Annotated in this window: 20 protein-coding genes; 8 read left to right on the forward strand and 12 right to left on the reverse strand. The window is 61.0% G+C overall.

The window, feature by feature from the left end:
• Window positions 1-244: 244 nt before the first annotated feature.
• On the reverse strand, window positions 245-580 hold the full coding sequence (clpS, locus tag NWI_RS08840) for an ATP-dependent Clp protease adapter ClpS (RefSeq protein ID WP_148203816.1): 336 nt from the start codon (window positions 578-580) through the stop codon (window positions 245-247).
• 524 nt (window positions 581-1,104) lie between these two features.
• On the opposite strand from clpS, the gene NWI_RS08845 reads away from it, so the two are divergent.
• Window positions 1,105-2,922, forward strand: coding sequence for a pilus assembly protein (locus NWI_RS08845; protein WP_011314956.1), 1,818 nt, complete (start codon window positions 1,105-1,107; stop codon window positions 2,920-2,922).
• A gap of 176 nt (window positions 2,923-3,098) precedes the next feature.
• On the opposite strand, the gene NWI_RS08850 is transcribed toward NWI_RS08845, so the two are convergent.
• A complete protein-coding gene (locus tag NWI_RS08850; RefSeq protein ID WP_011314957.1) occupies window positions 3,099-3,437 on the reverse strand; it encodes a phasin family protein in 339 nt (112 codons plus the stop codon).
• 372 nt (window positions 3,438-3,809) lie between these two features.
• Here NWI_RS08850 and NWI_RS08855 point away from each other — a divergent pair, with 372 nt between their 5' ends.
• On the forward strand, window positions 3,810-5,573 hold the full coding sequence (locus NWI_RS08855; protein WP_011314958.1) for a D-alanyl-D-alanine carboxypeptidase: 1,764 nt from the start codon (window positions 3,810-3,812) through the stop codon (window positions 5,571-5,573).
• A 337-nt stretch (window positions 5,574-5,910) separates the two neighbouring features.
• Here NWI_RS08855 and NWI_RS08860 read toward each other — a convergent pair whose 3' ends face one another.
• Complete coding sequence (locus NWI_RS08860; protein WP_041345554.1) at window positions 5,911-6,633, reverse strand: DnaJ domain-containing protein; 723 nt, start codon at window positions 6,631-6,633, stop codon at window positions 5,911-5,913.
• A gap of 193 nt (window positions 6,634-6,826) precedes the next feature.
• Entirely contained in the window at window positions 6,827-7,450 is a 624-nt protein-coding gene (locus tag NWI_RS08865) for a VWA domain-containing protein (RefSeq protein ID WP_244374890.1), read from the reverse strand.
• A gap of 467 nt (window positions 7,451-7,917) precedes the next feature.
• Here NWI_RS08865 and panC point away from each other — a divergent pair, with 467 nt between their 5' ends.
• Window positions 7,918-8,769: a pantoate--beta-alanine ligase gene (gene panC / locus NWI_RS08870; protein WP_011314961.1), complete on the forward strand. Its 852-nt coding sequence runs from the start codon at window positions 7,918-7,920 to the stop codon at window positions 8,767-8,769.
• 33 nt (window positions 8,770-8,802) lie between these two features.
• On the opposite strand, the gene NWI_RS08875 is transcribed toward panC, so the two are convergent.
• The 4 genes from NWI_RS08875 to NWI_RS08890 all read right to left on the reverse strand — a co-directional run bounded on the left by NWI_RS08875 (window position 8,803) and on the right by NWI_RS08890 (window position 11,799).
• A complete protein-coding gene (locus NWI_RS08875) occupies window positions 8,803-9,267 on the reverse strand; it encodes a DUF1489 family protein (protein ID WP_011314962.1) in 465 nt (154 codons plus the stop codon).
• On the reverse strand, window positions 9,267-10,187 hold the full coding sequence (locus tag NWI_RS08880; protein ID WP_011314963.1) for a hypothetical protein: 921 nt from the start codon (window positions 10,185-10,187) through the stop codon (window positions 9,267-9,269). Before NWI_RS08880 ends, NWI_RS08875 begins: the two co-directional genes overlap by 1 nt.
• Before the next feature lie 501 nt (window positions 10,188-10,688).
• Complete coding sequence (locus NWI_RS08885) at window positions 10,689-10,892, reverse strand: hypothetical protein (protein WP_148203817.1); 204 nt, start codon at window positions 10,890-10,892, stop codon at window positions 10,689-10,691.
• A gap of 250 nt (window positions 10,893-11,142) precedes the next feature.
• On the reverse strand, window positions 11,143-11,799 hold the full coding sequence (locus NWI_RS08890) for a glutathione S-transferase family protein (RefSeq protein WP_011314965.1): 657 nt from the start codon (window positions 11,797-11,799) through the stop codon (window positions 11,143-11,145).
• Between the two features lie 249 nt (window positions 11,800-12,048).
• Between NWI_RS08890 and NWI_RS08895 the strand changes: the two genes are divergently transcribed.
• Window positions 12,049-12,318 (forward strand): DUF3253 domain-containing protein, encoded by a 270-nt coding sequence (locus NWI_RS08895; protein ID WP_011314966.1) that lies wholly within the window; start codon window positions 12,049-12,051, stop codon window positions 12,316-12,318.
• Between the two features lie 14 nt (window positions 12,319-12,332).
• Here the strand turns inward: NWI_RS08895 and NWI_RS08900 are convergent, their stop codons facing one another.
• Both NWI_RS08900 and NWI_RS08905 read right to left on the reverse strand, forming a co-directional pair.
• The gene (locus tag NWI_RS08900) at window positions 12,333-13,130 is read right to left on the reverse strand and encodes a YdcF family protein (RefSeq protein ID WP_041344951.1); all 798 of its coding nucleotides are present in this window, start codon (window positions 13,128-13,130) and stop codon (window positions 12,333-12,335) included.
• Window positions 13,131-13,187: 57 nt separating this feature from the next.
• Window positions 13,188-13,508, reverse strand: coding sequence for a helix-turn-helix domain-containing protein (locus NWI_RS08905; RefSeq protein WP_041344952.1), 321 nt, complete (start codon window positions 13,506-13,508; stop codon window positions 13,188-13,190).
• Window positions 13,509-13,681: 173 nt separating this feature from the next.
• Here NWI_RS08905 and NWI_RS08910 point away from each other — a divergent pair, with 173 nt between their 5' ends.
• Entirely contained in the window at window positions 13,682-14,965 is a 1,284-nt protein-coding gene (locus NWI_RS08910; RefSeq protein ID WP_011314969.1) for a polysaccharide deacetylase family protein, read from the forward strand.
• A 128-nt stretch (window positions 14,966-15,093) separates the two neighbouring features.
• Here NWI_RS08910 and NWI_RS08915 read toward each other — a convergent pair whose 3' ends face one another.
• Window positions 15,094-15,327, reverse strand: coding sequence for a hypothetical protein (locus NWI_RS08915; RefSeq protein WP_011314970.1), 234 nt, complete (start codon window positions 15,325-15,327; stop codon window positions 15,094-15,096).
• Window positions 15,328-15,565: 238 nt separating this feature from the next.
• Between NWI_RS08915 and topA the strand changes: the two genes are divergently transcribed.
• From topA to NWI_RS08930, 3 genes are read left to right on the forward strand one after another with little or no spacing between them, the layout of a single operon-like run.
• Complete coding sequence (gene topA / locus NWI_RS08920; RefSeq protein ID WP_011314971.1) at window positions 15,566-18,301, forward strand: type I DNA topoisomerase; 2,736 nt, start codon at window positions 15,566-15,568, stop codon at window positions 18,299-18,301.
• Between the two features lie 15 nt (window positions 18,302-18,316).
• Window positions 18,317-20,665 carry a ribonuclease R gene (gene rnr / locus NWI_RS08925; RefSeq protein ID WP_011314972.1) on the forward strand — a complete coding sequence of 783 codons (2,349 nt, stop codon included), beginning with the start codon at window positions 18,317-18,319 and terminating at the stop codon, window positions 20,663-20,665.
• Window positions 20,662-21,102: a DUF983 domain-containing protein gene (locus NWI_RS08930; RefSeq protein ID WP_011314973.1), complete on the forward strand. Its 441-nt coding sequence runs from the start codon at window positions 20,662-20,664 to the stop codon at window positions 21,100-21,102. Before rnr ends, NWI_RS08930 begins: the two co-directional genes overlap by 4 nt.
• A gap of 27 nt (window positions 21,103-21,129) precedes the next feature.
• Here NWI_RS08930 and prfB read toward each other — a convergent pair.
• Window positions 21,130-22,261 (reverse strand): peptide chain release factor 2 gene (gene prfB, locus NWI_RS08935; protein WP_148203818.1). Its coding sequence is split into 2 segments (ribosomal slippage): window positions 21,130-22,191 and window positions 22,193-22,261, totalling 1,131 coding nucleotides; the frame shifts between segments, so codons are not numbered across the junction.
• Window positions 22,262-22,320 lie beyond the last annotated feature (59 nt).

Below are 22,320 nucleotides of genomic sequence, written 5' to 3' on the forward strand. Positions count from 1 at the left end.
CTCTAGGGTCTCTTGGCCATCATGATCGCCATCGCCCCGTCAGGCAACAACAACCTTATGTCAACAATATAGTAGTACAATTTCCCGAGGAAAAGGGTCCGTCTTCCGCCAACAAAATAGCGTGGGCGGACTCTCGCCGCCAGACGCGCATAGCGCCTATGCTCAACCGAGCCGAGCGCGGATTGACCTCGCGAATCCGGGCAACGGCGAAATATCCGTTCCGGCTTTTTCCGAATCGATGCGGCTATTTTTTTTCCATCACGCATTGCAGCGGATGCTGGTGCTTGCGCGCGAAATCCATCACCTGCGTGACCTTGGTCTCTGCGACCTCGTAGGTGAACACGCCGCATTCGCCGATGCCATGATGATGAACGTGCAGCATGATCTGGGTGGCGGCCTCCAGGTCCTTTTGAAAGAACTTCTCAAGGACGTGAACGACGAACTCCATCGGAGTGTAGTCGTCATTCAATATGAGCACGCGATAGAGATTGGGACGTTTCGTCTTCGTCCTGACCTTGGTGATGACAGAAGCGGCCGGATCGCCACGGCCCCCGGCGTGATCGTCTTCATCTTCACTCATTCTCGGTGCTGAACGGTTATTGCTCACGGGCAGCACGGACGTTTCAGGTGTTTGAATGACGGGCGGCTTCAGCATGGCTCAGGCGTTCGATATCTTCGGCATTCGATGTTTTCAGCGTTCGATGTCTTCAGTGTCGATTGTTGTCGGGACAAACGATGGCGCCGGCAAGGAGGCCGCGCGCCGCTTCAGTCCAGGCAACGTATCAGGACCGCCCCGTCTGTCTATCTGACTATCGGCCGGCCCGGACGGATTAAGTATGGGTTTGTATTGGCCTCACCGCAAGATCGTAATTGCCGCTGAAACGCCTGTCGATCACGGGCCGGTTGCCGGGCTGATGGTTAACCGATTCCTCCTGCCCTCCCCGAATGTCCGATCATCCCGTTCAAGCTCCATTGACGATGGATAAGCATTTTGAACGGTCGTCGCAATTTGTGCGGCTATTTACCTGCTTTCTCAGGACAACTTTACCACCCGTTTAGCCGGGACGCCCGAAATGCGCTGGAGCCAACGGATCGGTGACAGCCATGCCTGGGACGTCAACTTGCAAACGGATTCGCAATTCGATCAGTCGTTTTGATCGGGATATCCGAGCTAACATCGCGCCCATTTTCGCGATCGCGCTGCTGCCGGTATTGGGCTTCGTGGGCGCCGCCGTCGATTATACGCGAGCGAACGCGGCCCGCTCGTCGATGCAGGCGGCCATGGATTCGGCGGTGCTGATGGTTTCCAGGGATGCCGCGGCGAATCCGGCCATGACGTCCCAGCAGATCACTGACGCGGTGCAGCGCTACTTTAACTCACTTTATAATGACAAAAGCGCATTCAATGTCAGCGTAAGCGCGGCCTATACCCCGAGCACGTCATCGGCGGCGGCGAAGATCCTCGCCTCCGGACAGGGCGCGATCGAAACCGATTTCATGAAAATCGCCGGCTTTCCGCAGCTCAGCTTCGGAACCAGTTCCACGTCCACGTGGGGCAATTCGCGAATGAGGGTCGCGCTGGTCCTCGATAACACCGGGTCGATGCGCGACAACGGCAAGATGGCCGCGCTGCAACGGGCAGCCAAGGACATGATCGACTCACTGTCGGCTTTCGCCAAAACCGCCGACGACGTCTACATTTCGATCATTCCTTTCGCAAAGGACGTTAACGTCGACAAGTCAAACTATAACGCAGCCTGGATCAACTGGACCGAATGGGAAGCTGAGCCTCCGATTCTCATTGAGGAAAATTATCCCATCAATGTAAGATACAACGGTCTGACCTATGACAAATGGGAAGATATTGGTCCTGGTGCCCCCTGTCCATTCGATACACGAAACAATGGCAGCCCTCGGCCAACCCAAAATAGTCGCGTAGGTAAATTCAGTTTTGCTTGTATGGACCGCCCAGGCTCCCTTTCCGGCGCAACAGACCTCAGCAGCCTATACACCAATCGATATCTAATTCCGTCAGATCCGAGCGGAAAGTATTATGGCATGATCTGCCCTGGCATCGACGGTGGAGCAAAGTTCCCTAGGAAAAGGGATATTTACTACAACGGTTGCTATACCAGCGTTGTAGATACGGACAGAAGTGTAGTCGTTTCAACGGGATCTGGCGCAAGCTGCCCCAGCACCACACCAAATTGTTCATGCACGGGCAGCGGCAGGAACCGCAAATGCACCCAAGCAAAGTACAAGCATTACTGGCGCGCCCACCCGACTGACACCAATCAGGCGAAAGATGCCGCTCCTGCTCACAGCACCTGGACCGGTTGCATCAACGATCGCGATCAGGCCTACGACATCTCCAATGCCGATCCCTCTTCAGGCAGCAGCGGAACACCCTCCACGAAGTTCTACGCCGAACAGTTGAACGGCTGTCTTCCGGCCACCATTACGCCCGTGAGTTCTCAATCGAGTACCCTGAAGAACCAGATCGACTCGATGTCGCCCAGCGGTAGTACGAACCAGGCCATCGGTCTCGCCTGGGGATGGCAGACGCTGAGTACCACGAACGGCCCCTTCCCGGCGCCCGCCAAGGATAAAGCATATGTCTATCAGGACTATCTGGTACTCTTGTCTGACGGCTTGAACACGCGGAACCGCTGGTCTGGCAACGGAAGCGACCACTCGCCGGAGGTCGATGTGCGGCAGGCGCTGCTATGTCAGAAGGTCAAGGACAGCGGCACCGTCATTTTCACTGTCCAGGTCAATGTCGGCAACAGGGATCCGCTATCCCAGGTGCTACAGGACTGCGCTTCCAACGGAAATTTTCAGATGATCACGTCGGCTAACCAGACTGCCGACGCTTTTCAGAACATCCTCACGCAAATCTCGCAACTCCGCATCGCCAAATAACGGGGAGCCTTTCCGCTTCTGATTGAATCAGAAGCGGGGCTCTATGATATTGTTTTGACGCGTTTTCTTCACGCGAACCGGTGTCCACTTCGCTCGAAGACGCTCTAACCAACAAAAAACCCGGCCGAAAACTGCGGCCGGGCTACTCTTATAGTCGGGGGCCTTCGCCTCAGGGATCAACGGGCGTCCGGAACGAACTTCGCCGTAAAATCCTCAAATGGCTTATAGGCTTGCTTGGCGAGATCAGCGTACAGTCCGCCGATTTTCTGCGACTCGCTGACGAACGTCTCGTAGGCGGTTCTGGCATACGCGGTCTGCGCCTCGATCGCCTGATCCAGCGATTTCGCCCCGGCGAGCTTCTCGGTGAAGGCTCTGCCGTCTTCAAACGACTTCCGCGAGTAATCCCCGAAGGCTACGGCAATAGCCTGAACGCCCTTCTGAAAACCGCTCGCGGTTGTGACCGCGGCGTCGAACTGCTCTTTACCCTGCTGCTGAATGTCTTCGATCTTGGTCATGATGATTCCTTATCGTCATCGGACGGGATGGAGCCCCGCCGTTCTCCCAACCCTTATAGTGCATCGCACAAAAAATGCAAGCATTATTGTGCATCGCACAAGATCGACATTCGCGTCAAAATCCTCGGGTTCCATCAAGAGTTACTTAACGCTTTGGAAACTCCGGGCTCCTACGCTGATTCCAGCATCTTGAGCGTTCCCGGTGAAAAGGCAAAAAGCACCTTGGAACCAGACCCTTAGCCAGAATGGCAATCAGACCCTGCCACCCTTGCCGAGAAAGCCGGTTCGCGCCGAACGCTCAGATCAGATGGCCGGGCAAAATTTTGCCTCACGAACCAGTGACTAAAAGTCGAAAATAGGACGGGGAAGTATATGCTTCGCACCACCTTGGCTTCCTCGCGCGCAACGCGTGTTGGCGCGCTTGGGCTTGCAGCGATCATCGCCGTCGTTTTTACGATCGATCATGCAGATGCGCGGCGTGCCCGTCAGCACCATCGCCACCACCAGCAGCAGGTGCGGCATAGCTACAATCCGCCCTTCGCGTCGATCGTGGTGGATGCTAATTCCGGGGCGACGCTGTCGTCCACCAGCCCCGACAGTCTTCGCCATCCGGCGTCGCTCACCAAGATGATGACGCTCTACATGCTTTTCGAGCGTCTGGACGCCGGCAGGATCGGCCTCGACAGCGAGATGCGCGTTTCAGCGCGCGCGGCCGCGCAGAACCCGACCAAGCTCGGCCTGCGACCGGGTCAGACCATCCGCGTCGAAGATGCGATCAAGGGGCTGGTGACGAAATCCGCCAACGACGCGGCGGTCGTCATCGCCGAGGCGATCGCAGGCGACGAAGACGACTTCGCCAGGATGATGACGCGGAAGGCCCGTGCGCTCGGCATGACACGGACGGTCTATCGCAACGCTTCAGGTCTTCCCGACGACGATCAAGTCACCACGGCGCGGGACCAGGCAACGCTCGGCCGTGCGTTGCAGGATCGTTTCCCGCGCTACTATCGCTATTTCGCGACCACCTCATTCACGTTCCGTGGTCGCACCATTCGGGGTCATAACCGTCTGGTCGGCAGCGTCGATGGCGTCGACGGTATCAAAACAGGCTATATTCGAGCTTCCGGCTTCAATCTCGTCACCAACCTCAAGCGCGGCAATCGCCACCTTGTCGGCGTGGTTCTTGGCGGTCGCAGCGGCGGCTCCCGCGACGCCACCATGCGCAAACTGCTGGCGGAAAATCTCGACAAGGCCGCGACGCGGCGGACGGTCGCCGCGATTGCCGAAAGCAGCATGGCGGAGGCCAATGCGAGGGCGGCCGAGGATCAGGCGCGCTCACGGCCGAGGGGTACGACGCAGGTGGACGGAGCCGTTCAAGTCGCGTCCACCGTGCCCGAGCTTGTCTCGCTGCCGGCCGAGCGTCCCGCTCATCTGAGCCGATCGCTGACAGCGGCTCCGGCGGCGGCGTTACCTCCGAAGCGGCCTTTAGCCGAACCGGCTCCCTTGACGAGCGGCGTTATCGAAACCCAGCCGATCGACGCCGTTCCCGGCTCGGCCGAACCGATGAAGCCGGTGCGGGTCAAGACGGTACAGGTCAGGGCGAAAGCGGTCAGACTGGCATCGGCCGGGCCGGCGCCTGCTTTGTCTCCGGCCGCCGGCGACGCCGCAGCGGATCGCGAGGCGGCGCCGGAAACGTCGGGCTCGGTCGTGGCGCGGGCGAACATGCCGCCGCAGCCTGCCAACTTCGGCACCGGTCAGGGCATCCTGGGGGTGCTTCCGGCCTCCAGTCTTCCTGCTTCGACAAGGCAGGCGATGGTTCATGCTGATCCGGCGCCCGCGGTTCAGCCGCGAACAGTTCAGAAGAATGGCGCGCTCAAGCCGGTCGCGTCGCATTCGGGTTGGATCATTCAGGTCGGCGCGCTGGAAACCGAGAGCCAGGCGCGCGAGCGTCTCGATGCGGCCCGAGGCCGCGCTCCGAGGATGCTGGGCAAGGCCGATCCTTTCACCGAGCCCGTCGCCAAGGGCAGCAAGAAGCTATATCGCGCCCGCTTCGCCGGCCTCGAACGCGATGAGGCCGAAGCCGTGTGCCGCAAGCTGAAGCGTTCGGATATATCCTGCATCACGATCAAAAACTGATCGCCCGCCCCGCACTCATACGCGACGCCAGAATCCAGAGCTTTATGCTTCTGATGCAATATCAGAAGCATGGCTCTCGAATTTGACGCGTTTTGCTTTGCGCAGGCCATATCCGCCGACCCGGGTCGAGCCCGAGGACATCCTTCGCCCAAAATGTTCATCGAAGCATGGGGGATCTACGCACCGAAACCACTCCATGCAAACCACTCGTCAAGAATTGACGGATAATGTTCGAAGCAACGATCGATCCGCCGGACAACGGCGGGCGAAATCGGGGCCGCGTCGGACAGAAAGACAGAAGCAACTCGCAGTGTAGCGTTTGGTGGCGTTGTTGGAGTTAGCTGCGATGAGTGCGAAGCAAAGTATCCTTGGCCGCGTTTACGCGGGCCGCGAGGTACGTCGACCCCCCCTGGTCGGGATGCAGTTTCTTCATCAGCCCCCGATGCGCGCGACGAATCTCGTCGTTTCCCGCCCCCGGCTGCAAGCCAAGGATCTGATAGGCCTCCTCGTCCGTCATTTTGCCGCCCGGCGACGCGCGGCTCCTCCCCCCTGCCGGATCGCCTTGCGCGTTATGACGCCAGGCGGGAAACCTGCGGTCCAGATAAGCTTCAAGTAGCGCGCAACTCTCCGCGTCGAAGCCTGTCATCATGGCGAGGAGTCGAGGCAGGTCGAAGTCATCCAGCGAGCGGCCGGCATCGGGTCCGTCAATGATCCATCCGCCGAGGCGGCCGCTGGCGTGATCCAGGACCATTTCGAGAAACCGCGAACGAACCTGGGACGTGTGTCCGTGGGCCGTACGCTGCATTCCCGCGCCAAAAAGCCTGGCGAAGAATGACATGCCCGAGGACGACCATCCCAAAAGTCCGACGCCGAGAAGCGCTAGCGGCAGCGCAACCGCCAGCTCCCCCCTGCTGCCTATGAAAGCCGCCATTCCAAACGCGATGATGCCGCCGGCGAGCCTGATGGCTCGCGCCAGAACGGCCGGATTTGCCGCCCGCAACAATTGAAGCAGCAAATACAGAAACAGGAACGTGAAGAGGCCTGCTATCAGTGTCGGCATGGCGAATAAATAGTAGCTCGGCGCGGTCGATGAAAGCGATTGTATGCGGTGGCCTGCGGCGACATAGCGACGCCACGAGGAAGCCAACCCCGAACCGTTGTTCTGGAAGCGTTTTCTCACGCAAGCTGGTATCGCATCTCCGGTCAAGACCGATCCGGTCAAGCCCGAGGACATGCTTCGCTCGAAAACGCTATTACTTCATCTGTCCCAATAGCCGGGTGGCACTTGTTACGGTCGTCGACAGCCGCCGCAAGGCCTCCCGGCCGCCCACCGCATAAGCCGCCGCTGCGCGAAGCAGTTCGCGCAATTGGCTCGCCGCGCCAGGATCGAACCGACACCAGGCGCCGCCGGTCAGCCGCGCGATTTCGCGAAAAGCCTGCTCGGCAATCGCATCGTGCCCTTCCTGAAACATGAACACGGGGACTTTCAGCAGTCCCAGTTCTCCCGCTTTCGCGCAAAGATCGTCCACCGATTCTTCCATCGCGTCACCGACGAAAACGACGGCCTTGATGCCTGAGGCGACAGCTTCAGTGCGCGCGTGGGAAAGAACCTTGCCGATCTGGGTGTTGCCGCCGCGGCAATCGATGGCGCTCATCAACCTTGCGAGTTTCGCGCTGTCGGGTATCCAGCCGCTGGAACGGCATTCGTTGAGTCCCCGGTAGTAGACAAGGCGAATGTCGAGGCTGCCGATGCCGACCGCTTCGTGAAACATGTCGGCCTGAAGAGTGCATGCCATGTCCCAGGTCGGCTGCCGGCTCATGGTGGCGTCGAGCGCGAACAACAGCCTGCCACGGCCGTCTGATGCATAAGGCGACATTGATCTCGCCTTCGCAACGAACGCGGCGATATCGGACGAAGATGACTTTACGTCAGGCAGCGGAGCGCTTCCGCCGGCCGGCGGGCTCCGGCAGATCGTCGGATTCGGGGAACGTTTCGGCGGCTCCGGATCGTAGGCCATCGAGACTCACAAGGGATTAAAGGCACTATAGCGTTTTCGGGCGAAGTGGACACCGGTTCGCGTTAAGAATTAAGAAAACGCGTCAACTCCATATCATGGAACCCGGACTCTTGATTCCTGTCCGAAATGGAAAGCCTCTATGTGGCGTAAATCGCTGATATTTCAAGTTGGCGTATCAGGCGGGGTAAGCGGCTGACGGGGAAATTCGATCTGCTCAGCAACCTCAACCGATTCAACAAGACGCGAAAATGCTTTAGTAAGGTGCGATCCGCTGCATCCCGCGCATGTAGCAGTCCCGTCCCTGGAATTTATCCACCCGAGCAGCAATGCCGCCCGCTCCCGCTATCGTTCGCACCCTGCCATCGCTACGCCGCGCCCTGGAGCGCCTGCGGGCGCGGCGAGGCACCATCGCGCTGGTGCCGACCATGGGCGCACTTCACGAAGGACATCTGGCGCTGGTGCGTCAGGCAAAGAGGCGCGCATCGAGGGTTATCGTCTCGATTTTCGTCAACCCCACCCAGTTTGCGCCGCATGAAGACTTCGGATCCTACCCGCGAACCTGGAAGGCCGATCTGGCCAAACTCGCCGAGGCGAAGACCGACCTGATATGGCGTCCCGACGTCAGCACGATGTATCCGCGGGACTTCGCGACCCGGATATCGACTGAAGGACCGGCCATCGCGAGGCTTGAAGATCATTTCCGCCCGCACTTTTTCGGCGGCGTCACGACCGTGGTCGGCAAGCTGTTCATCCAGTGCCGGCCTGATGTCGCATTGTTTGGCCAGAAGGATTATCAGCAACTCAAGGTCGTGACGCGAATGGTGGCCGATCTCGATCTCGGCGTGAAGATCGTTGGTGTCCCCATCGTGCGCGAACCCGACGGGCTCGCGATGTCGTCACGCAACGTCTACCTGTCGAACGAGCAGCGCGCTCGCGCGCCGACGCTTTATCGCACCCTGAAGGACGCGGCTGGGCGTTTGCGGAACGGGGATCATCTCGAAGCCGTCATGGCGGATGGCGCGAGGACGATCGAGGACACTGGCTTCTCGCTGGATTATTTCGAGGCCCGCCACGCCGAAACGCTGTCACCGGTCGGCTCGTTAAAGGATGGCCCGGTCAGGCTCCTGGTCGCAGCTAAGATCGGGGATACCCGCCTGATCGACAACCTCGGCGTTTAATTCACCCTCTTGCTCACTCGCTCCCGTTTCCAATTACAGCAACCCCAGATCGCGCAACTCGCGGCGCAGCGGCTCGGGCATCTCTGCGACGCTCGCGGCGTTGCTTCCGAGGTCGGGAGGAGCATCGGCGAGGGACAGGTAACGCCACCCTTGAAAGGGGCGCATCGGGCGCGGCCTGACGGCGACCACCTTCGGCTGCATGACCAGACGGCACCGACCAATACCGTCGCCGTCGCGGAAGGGCTCGATGCCGATCAGCTTCTCACGGGCCGCAATTTCACCCCTTATGACCCAATAAAGCGAGCCACCCGCGAGCAACTCCTCGCCGCGTTTCGGTGTCATCCGGGTGATGTGAATATGATGGCGCGGCAAGCCTTCTAGCGTCGCCTGCTTCATACGTTCGGCGATCCAATCCCTGAGTTCCTTTACGGATTCGCAGCCCACGGCGAGTTTGATTAGGTGGAGGTGCCTGTCGGCGGCGGCCGTCGAGTGGATCATCAGTTCTGTGGTGTCGGTGGGGGCGCCAGGCGGACGGGCGGGGGCGCGTGCGGCTTCGGCGCATGCGGCTTCCTCGCGGCGGGGCGCGGTTTCGGGACGGCCTGCGCGGCGGCCGAGGATGACGCCGGCGGGGCAGCCGCCGGCTCGGGCGTCATGATGCTGACCGGCGGAATGGATTCAGCCGTCGGAAAGTCCATGGTCGTCGGATTGCCGGTCGGCTCCGACGCGAGCGCCGGAACAGGCGGCGTACCGGGTGCAGCGGCCTGCGCTACCGCGGGCGCGTTCCAGGATGACGCGTAACGCACCACCAGGTTCTCATAGAGCTGCTCTTTCATGTTCGCCGCGATCCGACCGTGATCAGTCAGCGACTGGAAAGCAGCACAGTCCGACGGCTGGCAATGGTCGCGCGCGACCAGCACATGGGCGACCAGACCATAGCGGTCGCGTTCGATCGTCCGTCGCAGTACCTCCAATTCCGGCGCTACAATGCTGCCGTCCGCAGCGGCGGCGCCGAACGATCGTAACCTGTTGATTTCGGAAGCGACGTAGGACACGGCGGCCGCCACCGCGTCGGGCGTCCCGAACAGCGCCTTCTCGCAAGCGCTCTCGACCACCTCTCCGGCCAGCCCGTCAATGCAGGACAACGCCGGTATCGCGATGTTGGTCCGTACGCTCTGGTTCTTCGAATCCAGTGAGCGGCTGCCATCCGCCTCGAAGGTGCGAAGCGCAACCGCCGCCGCAACTCCGATCGCGAGCAACGTGATGATGGTCAAGACGCCGTTGGCGACCGACTTTTCGGCACGGATGAGCGTCAGGAACACGATGAACGCGAAGAAAACCGCACCCGCGAGCGTCAGCCACATCGGGAATGCAGGAGAGCGCCAGAATTGATCGAGTGATGTCACCCAGCCCCAGTTCATGCTCCGTGCCCTCATGCCGAACGGTGGGCCAGCATAGACAATCGGCAAATGCCGACAAAGCCCGGCTATTCAATGATCCGGGAATACGGCGAAATCAGTCCGGACCCTCTCGTTGTGAACTGGGGGTCCGGAACTCAATTATAGCCTTTTCGAGCGAGGTGGATACGGTTCGCGTGAAGAAAACGCATCAGACCAGAAACATAGAACCCGCGCTTCTGATTGAATCAGAAGCGGAAAGGCTCGTGGCTCGTTGATCCCAAGAGCACCATGCGGCCAGGCGAAACCCATTACAGGCGAAACCCGTTAGCCGTAAGATTAAGGCTCGTCGTCAACAGCTTGCGCGGACTCAAGACCGCAACCGGCGTCCACTTTTTTGCGAAACAGGCGCTAGATCACGATGGTTTTGGATCGAATCGATCCAAAACCATGAACGTGATCGATTCCAACATTTTAGAGCGGGATGCGGGCGGAAAACCGCTACACACTTTTCCTCATCCCGCTCTAGCAAGCGGCGAGCTGGCTTTCCTTTGCGACGCGCTCGAAAGCCTCGGCTGAATTCTTGATCCGATACTGGAAGTCGTCGCCATCGGTGGGAAGTAGCCGGATCACCTCGTAAGTGCCGCTCGCAGCCGGCCGCGCCACGTTGCTCGCGGTGAAAAGGACTGTTTCTCCAACGAGAAATTTATGCTTCAACGCCTTCTCCATCAGATATCAATATCAGTCTGTCCGCGCCCACAGCGGTGCAGCCGGTCAGGATTTTTGGCTCCTATAGCACGCCCTTGAGGCATTTGGCGAGTCATAAACAACATGGCGGAATTACGGATTCCGCAGACTTTCCAGCAACGTAAATGCCATCAGGTTGTTGCGGAAAGGGCGCCGCGAGCAAGGGTTGTGGGCGCGACAGGAAGGTAACGGCCGGCTGGCTTCTCGTTGCACCTTGCAAGCCAACGTCCGTTCAGTCGGTTTCGAATCTCTCGATCACCATGGTTTCCGCGAGCCCCTGCCCGGTCCACTCGCGAAAGGCAGGCTGCTCCATCATCGCATTCATGTATTCCTGCACCTGGGTTGTCACTTCGATCGCATAGGTGCGGAAGCGATGGATCACCGGCGCATACATGGCATCGGCCGCGGTGAAAGATCCGAACAGGAACGGCCCGTCCCTTTCGGATCGTCGGCGGCAATAAGTCCATAGCTCCTGAATGCGAGCGATGTCGGCTCGGGCGCTGTCGGAAAGCGTCTTTGGGCTGATCGGCCGATGCAGGTTCATCCCGCATTCGCGGCGGAGCGCTGAAAAGCCGGAATGCATTTCGGCCGAAATCGAGCGCGCATGCGCGCGGCTCGCCGGGTCTGCCGGCCACAAGCCTGCCTCTGGAAACCGTTCAGCGGCATATTCGATGATCGCGAGCGAATCCCAGACGATCACCCTGCCATCGATCAACGCCGGGACCTTGCCGGCGGGGTTTATATCGAGGATGCGCTGCTTGTCGGCCGGGCCGGTGTAGAGCGGAATCAATTTTTCCTTGAAGGCGATGCCGCCCGCCCTGAGCGCCAGCCAGGGCCGCATCGACCACGACGAATAGTTCTTGTTTCCGATCACGAGCGTCAGCGTCATGGTTTCTCCTCCTGCGTCGGCACACCGCGCCGCGATCATCGCCGTCCATCTATTCCGTCACAGGTCTCGGGTCATGTCTCCGTTCGCCATGTCTCCGTTCGCCATGTCTCCGTTCGCCATGTCTTCATTTGCCATGTCTTCATTTGCCATGTCTTCATTTGCCATGTCTTCATTTGGCAATCGGGGCTGACTCCGCGGGGATTTCATCGCTCTTGCAGGGCGTCCGTCATTGCGCCATGGCACTGAATCATGATGACGCAAGATTCGCATTCGATCCCCTCCCTCGAAAACGACATTCTGAAAGTTTTGACGCGCGACGCCACCAGAACGCTGAGCGCGCCGGAGCTTGCACAGGCAATTGCTGCGGAAGCCGACTGGCGCAGCCTGCTGATGCCGATCCGGCGCGCGGCCGTGGCAATGGCTCAATCCGGACGTCTCGTGATCTATCGCAAAGGCAAGCCGGCCGATCCCCTGGACTTTCGCGGCGTATACCGGGTGGGCTTGCCACGACTGGACTGAACGCCTTTTCACTGTCACCGCGATCCCGGAAAGAACGCGTCGCTGCGGCCGGTCATCCTGTAAACCAGCAGTCCGACCCATTCGTGGGCGGCCGTATCGGCGCGGGCGAGACCTGCCGACAACTTGTCAAAGGGCATCCACGCATCGATCCAGCCCCGCGTGCGCCAATCGACCGGATAAGGTTCGACATCGAAGCCAGCCTTGCGGAATACGCCGACCGATCGCGGCATGTGATAGGCTGACGTTACCAGCAACCAGCGCTCGCCGGATTCAGGCTTCACCAGTTCGCGGGTAAAACGCGCGTTCTCATCGGTCGTGCGGGAACGGGTTTCGAGAACGATACGCTCGCGCGGGATGCCAAATTGCTCGAACAGCCGTCCCATCACCGGTGCTTCGGCGCGCAAGCCGGCAATCAGGTTTCCGGCGCCTCCACTGTAAACGATACGAGCCTTCGGAAATCGCCGCGCCAGTTCTAGCGCCGCGATTACCCTTTCCGCCGACGCATTGGTTTCGACGGCTCCGCGGGAAACCGATATGTCCGCGTCAACAGCGCCACCCAGAACAATGATGCCATCCGGATCGCGCCCGTCGTGTTGCCATGCCGGAAAACGCTCTGATAGCGTCAACAGCAACACGTTGCCGAGTGGCGAATAGCCGAAGATCAGGAGCGCGGCGATCCCCGCCATCAGTAACCCGACGCCGGCGCGCCGCCATCTCGACAGACTCAGGCAGAGACCGAGACCGCATATGAGCGCGATCGCGTTCGACGGCAGGACGATAAATCCGACAACCTTGGAAAGCAGGAAGAACATGCGGTCAGCGGCCCGGTCGATGCGGAGTCGAAAATCGCGACTCATCCGGCCGTGGTTCTATTCGCGACCATCGAGGGCGGCGAACACGGTTTCGGGCGCATGGGCAACGACCGCAAGGAGCGCGCGCGCGGGTCCGCGCGGAATCCGCTTGCCCTGCTCCCAGTTGCGGATGGTTTCAACGGGAACGCCCAGCCGCGCCGCGAACTCGACCTGGGTCAACCGCGCCCGCCGCCGCAGGCTTCTGACCTCAGGCACCGAGCTCGGTCCAGCATCATCGGAAGCTGCGCCCGCGACGTGCATGGAGGGTGATAGCGGAAACTCTTTCCCATCGCGGATTTCCACGATCCGTCCGTCTGCTTTCAAACGCAATCGCTGCATACTCACCTCCGATTCGAGAGATCGTCGGTGATGGACGTTAAGCCTGAGTGAATGCGCGCGGGGCCGCGGCACCAGGCACCCTCTTTCACGACCAGTTCACGACCAGTTAAGGCGGCGTTCATCGCCGGTCTTCTAGTTTCGGACGCAATGGGTGGGCGCGAAGGTATTATTGAATGGCACGGATATCAAAAGCAGCCCGGCGGCGGATCCAGCGGATTCTTGGGCTCGGCCTGCTCGCCGCCACCCTCGAATTCACGGCGCTTCCCGCTTTGGCCGGCGATTGTCCGGGCAATCCCGATGCTCTCGGAACGTCCCGGACATTGGTCGTGGACCCTCGGGAGCACCCCCGTATCGGCACCATGCAGTATCAGGAAACATTGCCGCTTCGCGATCATGAGGTGGTGCTGACCTTCGACGACGGGCCGCTGCCGCCCCACAGCCTCCGGGTTCTCGATATCCTCGCCCGTGAATGCGTGAAGGCGACTTTCTTCACGGTTGGGCGGATGGCCCGCGACTACCCGCAGCATCTGCGCCGAGTGCTCGCGGCGGGACATTCCATCGGCACCCATTCGCAGAATCATCCGCTTGGCATGAACCGGATGCCGATCGAGCGAGCCCGGCAGGAAATCGACGACGGGATCGCTTCCGCGACCGCCGCGCTGGGCGACGAGGCAGCTCTCGCACCGTTCATGCGCATTCCCGGCCTGAGGCGCGCGCAAGGGATCGAGGATTATCTGGCCTCAAGAAACATTCAGCTCTGGAGCGCCGATTTCCCGGCTGACGACTGGCGGCCTATTTCAGCTGAGCGCGTCTATCAACTCGCGATCAGCCGGATCGAAGCCAAGGGCAAAGGTATTTTGCTGTTGCATGATATCCAGGCCCGGACAGTGACTGCGCTGCCCAGGATTCTCCGCACCCTGAAGGAGCGCGGCTACCGCATTGTTCACGTGGTGCCGGCGAGGGCGAACCGGCCGAAGACGGCCACCGAGCCGCATGATTGGCGGATGCATCCTGCGCCGGCGATCGTCGCGACCGCCTCACCATCGCCCGCGGTACAAGCTACCGGCCCTGTGGACGCCGGCTCCCTCCCCGCTCCCGCAATCCCGGACTCGCAACTGAACCAGGGACAGCTTGTTCTTCTGCCGGAGGTTCTCGACCGATCTCAGCGCTTCGCTCGCGGCTTCCTACCGTTGTTACTGCGCGACTGGGCCTTCTGGCGGCGCCCTTCGCCGCTCGCCGCCTATGACCGGCTTTCCGTCCCCCGACAGAATTTTTTCACTATTCAGGAAAAACCCCCAGGGCCGCTGGCGGCTGCTCCTCTCCCGCAGCAAGCCCGGCCACCGGTCGGAAGCGGTCATCCCATCGAGGGTAATGAGCAATCGATGCCGCTCGACGCAAGCGCCGCGAAGCGCACCATTCCCGGAAGCGCACCAGCGTTGCGATCCACTTTTCGTTGAAGCATCTCCCGGACAAGCAGTATCGAAGCCAGCCCAGGTATCCACTGCGCTCGAAAACACTATAGAGCGTGATCCGAATAGAGCATGATTCGATCAGCTTGAATCGGGATCACTCTACGTGCCGGTCTTCAGCTTCCCTTTCGCGCGGTACGCAGTCGGACGATCTCTTCAGCCTCCAGCTGCGCCATATCGAGCAGATAGCCGAGAGTATCCAGCCCATGACGCCGCGCAATCAGCGCCAGGTCGGCAACCGCCCCCGCCAGGTAGTGGGCGGCCTCGTCCGGGCCGCCGTCACCGGGGGGGTCGCCTAAGCACGACTCATCATCGCGTAGCTCCTCGTTACGGTTTGGTCGTTCCCTCATCCCCCGAGAACTCCTCGCATCATGCCAAGGCGGAAGCTTCAAGTTCCGTCCCCTCATGAGAAATGGCAACTATGAGTAATATTATAAGAAACGTACAATTCCTAGGTGTAATCGAGACGAGAGGTTTTCACAGGAGTCTATTTGACTTAAGACCCCGCTGCACCCATGTTCGCCCCGAAACAGCCCGTTCGTCATTCGCGAATCGGTTTGAAGTTTATCCATAAAATACTGGAATAACATGAATATCGTCATTGTTGAGTCGCCTGCGAAGGCCAAGACGATCAACAAGTATCTGGGAACTTCCTATGAAGTGCTAGCGTCTTTCGGTCACGTTCGCGACCTGCCGGCCAAAAATGGATCCGTCGATCCCGACGCCAATTTTCAGATGATCTGGGAGGTCGATCCGAAGGCCGCCGGCCGGCTCAATGACATCGCCAAATCGCTCAAGGGAGCCGACAAGCTCATCCTCGCCACCGACCCCGATCGCGAGGGCGAAGCGATCTCCTGGCATGTGCTCGAAGTGCTCAAGCAGAAGCGCGCGCTGAAGGACCAGAAGATCGAACGCGTGGTCTTCAACGCCATCACCAAGCAAGCCGTTACCGAAGCCATGAAGAGCCCGCGCCAGATCGACGGCGCGCTGGTCGATGCCTATATGGCGCGCCGCGCGCTCGACTATCTGGTCGGGTTTACCCTTTCCCCGGTGCTGTGGCGCAAGCTGCCCGGCGCACGATCGGCCGGCCGCGTCCAGTCGGTCGCCCTGCGCCTGGTCTGCGACCGGGAGCTTGAGATCGAGAAGTTCGTCCCGCGCGAATACTGGTCACTGGTCACGACGCTCGCCACCCCTCGTGGCGAAACCTTCGATGCGCGGCTGGTCGGGGCCGACGGCAAGAAGATCCAGCGGCTCGACATCGGAAACGGCGCCGAGGCTGAGGATTTCCGGAAGGCGATCGAGGCGGCGAACTTCACGGTATCGACGGTCGAGGCCAAACCGGCGCGACGCAATCCCCAGGCGCCGTTCACCACGTCGACGCTACAGCAGGAGGCCAGCCGCAAGCTCGGCTTCGCGCCTGCGCACACGATGCGGATCGCACAACGTCTTTACGAGGGCATAGACGTCGGCGGCGAAACCACGGGCCTCATCACCTATATGCGAACGGACGGCGTGCAGATCGACGGCTCGGCGATCACGCAGGCACGCAAGGTCATCGGCGAGGATTATGGCCACGCCTACGTGCCGGAGGCGCCTCGCCAGTACCAGACCAAGGCCAAGAACGCTCAGGAGGCGCACGAGGCCATCCGGCCGACCGACCTGTCGCGCCGGCCCTCGGACATGAAGCGCCGCCTCGATGCCGATCAGGCCAGACTTTATGAACTGATCTGGATCCGGACCATCGCCAGCCAGATGGAATCAGCGGAGCTGGAACGCACCACCGTCGATATCGCGGCGCGGGCCGGTGCGCGCACGCTGGAGTTGCGTGCCAGTGGCCAGGTCGTCAAGTTCGACGGTTTCCTGGCGCTTTATCAGGAAGGCCGCGACGATGAGGAAGACGAGGACAGCCGCCGCCTTCCGGCCATGAGCGAAGGCGAAGCGTTGAGGCGCGAGAACCTCAGCGTCACCCAGCATTTCACGGAGCCGCCGCCGCGCTTTTCGGAAGCCTCGCTGGTCAAGCGCATGGAGGAGCTCGGCATCGGCCGGCCCTCGACCTACGCCTCGATCCTGCAGGTGCTCAAGGATCGCGGCTACGTCAAACTCGAAAAGAAGCGGCTCTATGGCGAAGACAAGGGCCGCGTCGTCATTGCATTCCTGGAGAACTTCTTCGCGCGTTACGTCGAATACGACTTCACCGCCAATCTCGAAGAGCAGCTCGACCGTATTTCGAACAACGAAGTGTCATGGCAGCAGGTCCTGAAGGATTTCTGGGACGACTTCATCGGCGTGGTCAATGAAATCAAGGATGTCCGCGTATCCGAGGTGCTCGACGTGCTCGACAACATGCTCGGGCCGCACATCTATGCGCCGCGCGAGGATGGCGGCGATCCGCGCCAGTGCCCCACCTGCGGAACCGGAAGACTGAATCTCAAGGCCGGGAAATTCGGCGCCTTCGTCGGCTGCTCAAACTATCCGGAGTGCCGCCATACCCGTCCCCTCGCCGCTGACGGCGAGGCCGGCGGCGACCGCGTTCTCGGCAAGGATCCGGAGAGCGGTCTCGATGTCGCGGTGAAATCCGGCCGCTTCGGACCTTACATCCAGCTCGGTGAGGCCAGCGATTACGGCGAAGGCGAAAAGCCGAAACGCGCGGGCATCCCGAAAAACACGTCACCCGCCGACATCGAGTTGGATCTTGCGGTGAAGCTGCTGTCGCTTCCGCGCGAGATCGGCAAGCATCCGGAGACCGGCGAGCCGATCACGGCGGGGATCGGCCGCTTCGGCCCGTTCGTCCGGCATGAAAAAACCTATGCCAGTCTCGAAGCCGGCGACGAGGTGTTCGACATCGGCCTCAACCGCGCGGTGACGCTGATCGCGGAGAAGGTCGCCAAGGGGCCGAGCCGGCGCTTTGGCGCCGATCCGGGCAAGCCTCTCGGCGACCACCCGACGCTCGGCCCGGTCGCGGTGAAGAGCGGCCGTTACGGGGCGTATGTCACCGCAGGCGGCGTCAACGCCACGATTCCGAGCGACAAGACGCAGGACACCATTACGCTGCCGGAAGCCATCGCGCTGATCGACGAGCGCGCCGCCAAGGGCGGCGGCAAGCCGAAACGCGCGGCGAAGAAAGCCAAGCCCGCGCAAACCGAAAAGGCCGGCAAGGACGGCGCGGCGACAAAAAAGCCGGCCAAGAAAGCAGCTTCGAAACAGGCTTCCACGAAGCCGAAGTCTGAGGCCGTGAGCAAGGCGCGTGGCTCGATCGCCGCGGCCAAAGCGCCGCCCAATACAGTGAAAGCGCCTACAAAAAAGAGCGCGGGCAAGAACGGCTGACGTGAGCCAATTGATGTGAGCAAACCGCGCGCCAGGAATTTTCCGGATCGCGAGGCCATCGTCGCTTTCATCCGCGCGCATCCCGGCCGGGCTGGCACACGCGAGATCGCTCATGAGTTCGGCTTGAAGAACGCCGATCGCGCCGAACTCAAGCATATCCTTCGCGCGCTCGCGGATGACGGAACAATCGTGAAACGGAGCCGCAAGCTGCGGAAGCCGGAAACGCTGCCGCCAACGCTGGTAGCCGATATTACGGGGCGAGATCGCGACGGCGAACTGATCGCCACGCCGACCGAATGGGACGATGAAGCAACGCCCGCGCCGAGGATTCTCATTCATGTGCCGCGTCGGGCGAAGCCCGGCACCGTGGCAGGCGTCGGCGATCGTGCGCTGCTGCGCATCGAGACAATCGAGTCCGACGAAACCGCAAGCTATCGCGCTCGCGTCATCAGGGTCATCGATCGCACCCGCGCGCGTATGCTCGGCATCTATCGCGCGTCGCCTCAGGGCGGCGGACGCCTTGTGCCGGTGGACAAGAAGCAGGCCGGGCGCGAGCTGAACATCGCGAAAGCCGACAGCGCGGGCGCGGAGGACGGCGATCTCGTGAGTGTCGAACTGGTGCGGACCCGCGGTTTCGGACTTGCTTCTGGCAAGGTGAAGGAGCGGCTTGGCTCGCTCGCGACCGAAAAGGCCGTCAGCCTGATCGCGATCCACGCCCATGACATTCCGCAGGAGTTTACGCCGGCCGCCTTGCGCGAAGCCGCCGCTGCGAAGCCTTCCGCCTTGCAAGGTCGCGAAGACTGGCGCGCGGTGCCGCTCATCACCATCGATCCCCCCGATGCGAAGGATCACGACGACGCGGTTCACGCCGCGCCGGACGATGATCCCAACAACACGGGCGGCGCCATCGTCACCGTCGCCATCGCTGACGTCGCCTATTATGTGCGGCCTGAATCGGCGCTGGATCGTGAAGCTCTGGAGCGCGGCAATTCGGTCTATTTCCCGGATCGCGTGGTCCCGATGCTGCCCGAGCGCATTTCAAACGATCTCTGCTCACTTGTTCCGGGCGAAGCACGCGGGGCTCTCGCCGTGCGCATGGTGATCGACGCCGACGGACGCAAGCGTTCGCACACCTTTCATCGCATCCTGATGCGCTCGGCAGCGAAGCTTGCTTACTCGCAGGTGCAGGCCGCGATCGACGGCAACCCGGATGACGCGACCGCCCCCCTGCTCGAACCGATCCTGAAACCGCTCTACGCGGCCTTTGCTCTGGTGAAGCGCGCGCGCGACGAGCGCGATCCGCTCGATCTTGAATTACCCGAACGCAAGATTCTGCTGAAGAAGGACGGAACGGTCGATCGTGTGATCGTTCCGGATCGGCTCGATGCGCATCGGCTGATCGAGGAATTCATGATCCTTGCAAACGTCGCCGCGGCCGAGATGCTGGAAAAGAAAGGGCTGCCGCTGATCTATCGCGTGCACGACGAGCCGACGGTCGAGAAGGTTCACAACCTGCGCGAGTTCCTGAAAACTCTCGATATGTCCTTCGCCAGAAGCGGCGCGCTGAGGCCGGAGTTGTTCAATCGCGTGCTGGATCAGGTCAGGGGCCATGATTCCGAATCGCTGGTGAACGAGGTGGTTCTTCGTTCGCAGGCACAGGCTGAGTATTCGGCGGAGAACTATGGCCACTTTGGTCTCAACCTGCGGCGCTACGCGCATTTCACATCGCCGATCAGGCGATATGCAGATCTCGTCGTGCACCGCGCCCTGCTCCGTGCGCTCGGTCTTGGCGACGGCGCGCTGCCGGATTCCGACAACGCCGAAACGCTCGCCGAAATAGCCGCGCGCATTTCCGTCACCGAGCGGCGCGCCATGAAGGCCGAACGCGAGACGGCCGATCGCCTGATCGCGCATTTTCTCGCCGACCGCATCGGCAACATCTTCGAGGCGCGTATTTCCGGTGTCACCCGCGCAGGGCTTTTCGTGAAGCTGGCCGACACCGGCGCCGACGGGCTGATCCCGATTCGCTCGCTGGGGACCGAATATTTCAAGTACGACGAGACCCGGCATGCCCTGGTGGGGTCCCGCAGCGGTTCCATGCACAAGCTGGGTGACGTGGTGGAGGTTCGTCTGGTAGAAGCTGTACCCTTGGCTGGCGCTCTGCGGTTCGAACTCTTATCCGGAGCCGAGGTGAGGCCGCGCTCCCCCCGCGCGCGGGGTGGAGGGAAAATAAAGACGCCGCGTGGTCGGAACGCGGGTCATCCTGATGTTCATTCGAAAGCCCATCCGGGCCGTAAACCGCGCGGGACATCGCGCAAGCCGGGCAGGAGCAAGGCCGGCAAACCGAAGAAGGGCAAATCATGACCGCGCTTCCTCCCGATACCGCGAGCACAGCAGGCAAAACCTGGACCCCGGAAGGCGAAAAGCGCGACACCTGGGCCGCGATGAGGCGCGGGTTATTCTGCCGCTGCCCGAGATGCGGGCAAGGCAAACTTTTTCGTACCTTCCTGAAAACCGCCGACAATTGTTCGGAATGCGGACTTGATTTTACTCCCCATCGCGCCGACGACCTGCCCGCCTACCTCGTCATCGTCGTCGTCGGCCACATTGTCGTGCCGCTGGCGCTGCTGATCGAGAAAGCGTTTGCTCCGCCGCTGATCCTTCAATGGGCGATCTATCTGCCGCTGACGCTGATCATGGCGCTGTGGCTGATTCAGCCGATCAAGGGTGCGGTCGTCGGCCTCCAATGGGCCCTCCGCATGCACGGCTTTGACGAGAATTTTGTCGACGACCAGGTCTGAGACCAACCAGGTCTGAGACCGGTCTGATCACTCAACATCCTCGACGGCGCCCGGCGTGGTGCCAAAAGCTCTCTGCGCCAGCGTGGCCGCCATGAAGTCGTCGAGGTTGCCGTCGAGGACGCCCGAAGTGTCCGACGTCTGCACGCCGGTTCGGAGGTCCTTCACCATCTGGTAGGGCTGCAGGACATAGGACCTGATCTGATGGCCCCAGCCGATATCGGTCTTGGCGGCCTGATCGGCGGCCGCCTGCTCTTCCCGCCTCTTGAGTTCGATCTCGTAAAGTCTCGCCCGCAGCATGTCCCAGGCCTGCGCGCGATTCTTGTGCTGCGAGCGCCCGGCCTGACACACCACCGCGACCCCGGTCGGAACGTGTGTCAGCCGCACCGCCGACTCGGTCTTGTTGACATGCTGTCCGCCTGCTCCGCCGGAACGCATGGTATCGGTGCGAACGTCCGATTCCTTGATATCGATCTTGATGCTGTCGTCCACAACCGGGAAGATCGCCACGCTCGAAAACGACGTATGGCGCCTCGCATTGGAATCGAACGGCGAGATTCTCACGAGGCGATGCACGCCCGCCTCGGTCTTGAGCCAGCCATAGGCGTTGTGGCCGCTGACCTGAACCGTCGCTGATTTGATGCCGGCCTCTTCGCCGGGCGTCTCTTCCAGATACTCGACCTTGAAACCACGCTTTTCCGCCCAGCGCGTATACATGCGCAGAAGCATCGCAGCCCAGTCCTGACTTTCGGTGCCGCCCGCGCCGGCATGAACCTCCAGGTAGGTGTCGAAGCGATCCGCTTCTCCCGAGAGCAAGGCTTCGAGTTCGCGGCGGTCGACCTCCTTCTTGAGGGCTTTCAGGGCATTTTCGGATTCGTCGATGACGGCCTCATCGTTCTCGGCCTCGCCGAGTTCGATCATGCCGATCTGGTCTTCTAGCTCGCGCTCGACCTTGCCGATGCCGGCCAGCGAATCCTCAAGGGAGGTTCGCTCCTGCATCAGTTTCTGGGCTTTCTGGGGATCGTTCCAGAGATCTGGGTCTTCGGCGAGCTTGTTCAGCTCCGCCAGGCGCGCGGTTGATGTGTCGACGTCAAAGATGCCTCCTCAGCAGCCCGACCGACTGCTTGATCTCTTCGACAAGTCTTTCGATTTCAGCGCGCATAGCTTTTCGAGTCCACCGGCTTACGCCTCATTCAACAACAGCGTGTGATTTAGCCGCGA

It is taken from the genome of Nitrobacter winogradskyi Nb-255 (genome assembly GCF_000012725.1).
GTDB classification, from domain to species: Bacteria; Pseudomonadota; Alphaproteobacteria; order Rhizobiales; family Xanthobacteraceae; genus Nitrobacter; species Nitrobacter winogradskyi.

Coding starts and splice junctions, on each gene's coding strand:
- NWI_RS08915 (WP_011314970.1), bottom strand. CDS start 15,327: ATGAGGGAACGACCAAACCGTAACGAGGAGCTACGCGATGATGAGTCG.
- panC (WP_011314961.1), top strand. CDS start 7,918: ATGCCGCCCGCTCCCGCTATCGTTCGCACCCTGCCATCGCTACGCCGC.
- NWI_RS08885 (WP_148203817.1), bottom strand. CDS start 10,892: ATGGAGAAGGCGTTGAAGCATAAATTTCTCGTTGGAGAAACAGTCCTT.
- NWI_RS08890 (WP_011314965.1), bottom strand. CDS start 11,799: ATGACGCTGACGCTCGTGATCGGAAACAAGAACTATTCGTCGTGGTCG.
- NWI_RS08850 (WP_011314957.1), bottom strand. CDS start 3,437: ATGACCAAGATCGAAGACATTCAGCAGCAGGGTAAAGAGCAGTTCGAC.
- topA (WP_011314971.1), top strand. CDS start 15,566: ATGAATATCGTCATTGTTGAGTCGCCTGCGAAGGCCAAGACGATCAAC.
- NWI_RS08905 (WP_041344952.1), bottom strand. CDS start 13,508: ATGCAGCGATTGCGTTTGAAAGCAGACGGACGGATCGTGGAAATCCGC.
- NWI_RS08910 (WP_011314969.1), top strand. CDS start 13,682: ATGGCACGGATATCAAAAGCAGCCCGGCGGCGGATCCAGCGGATTCTT.
- NWI_RS08895 (WP_011314966.1), top strand. CDS start 12,049: ATGATGACGCAAGATTCGCATTCGATCCCCTCCCTCGAAAACGACATT.
- clpS (WP_148203816.1), bottom strand. CDS start 580: ATGAGTGAAGATGAAGACGATCACGCCGGGGGCCGTGGCGATCCGGCC.
- NWI_RS08930 (WP_011314973.1), top strand. CDS start 20,662: ATGACCGCGCTTCCTCCCGATACCGCGAGCACAGCAGGCAAAACCTGG.
- NWI_RS08845 (WP_011314956.1), top strand. CDS start 1,105: ATGCCTGGGACGTCAACTTGCAAACGGATTCGCAATTCGATCAGTCGT.
- NWI_RS08860 (WP_041345554.1), bottom strand. CDS start 6,633: ATGCCGACACTGATAGCAGGCCTCTTCACGTTCCTGTTTCTGTATTTG.
- NWI_RS08880 (WP_011314963.1), bottom strand. CDS start 10,187: ATGAACTGGGGCTGGGTGACATCACTCGATCAATTCTGGCGCTCTCCT.
- NWI_RS08855 (WP_011314958.1), top strand. CDS start 3,810: ATGCTTCGCACCACCTTGGCTTCCTCGCGCGCAACGCGTGTTGGCGCG.
- NWI_RS08900 (WP_041344951.1), bottom strand. CDS start 13,130: ATGTTCTTCCTGCTTTCCAAGGTTGTCGGATTTATCGTCCTGCCGTCG.
- NWI_RS08865 (WP_244374890.1), bottom strand. CDS start 7,450: ATGTCGCCTTATGCATCAGACGGCCGTGGCAGGCTGTTGTTCGCGCTC.
- NWI_RS08875 (WP_011314962.1), bottom strand. CDS start 9,267: ATGATCCACTCGACGGCCGCCGCCGACAGGCACCTCCACCTAATCAAA.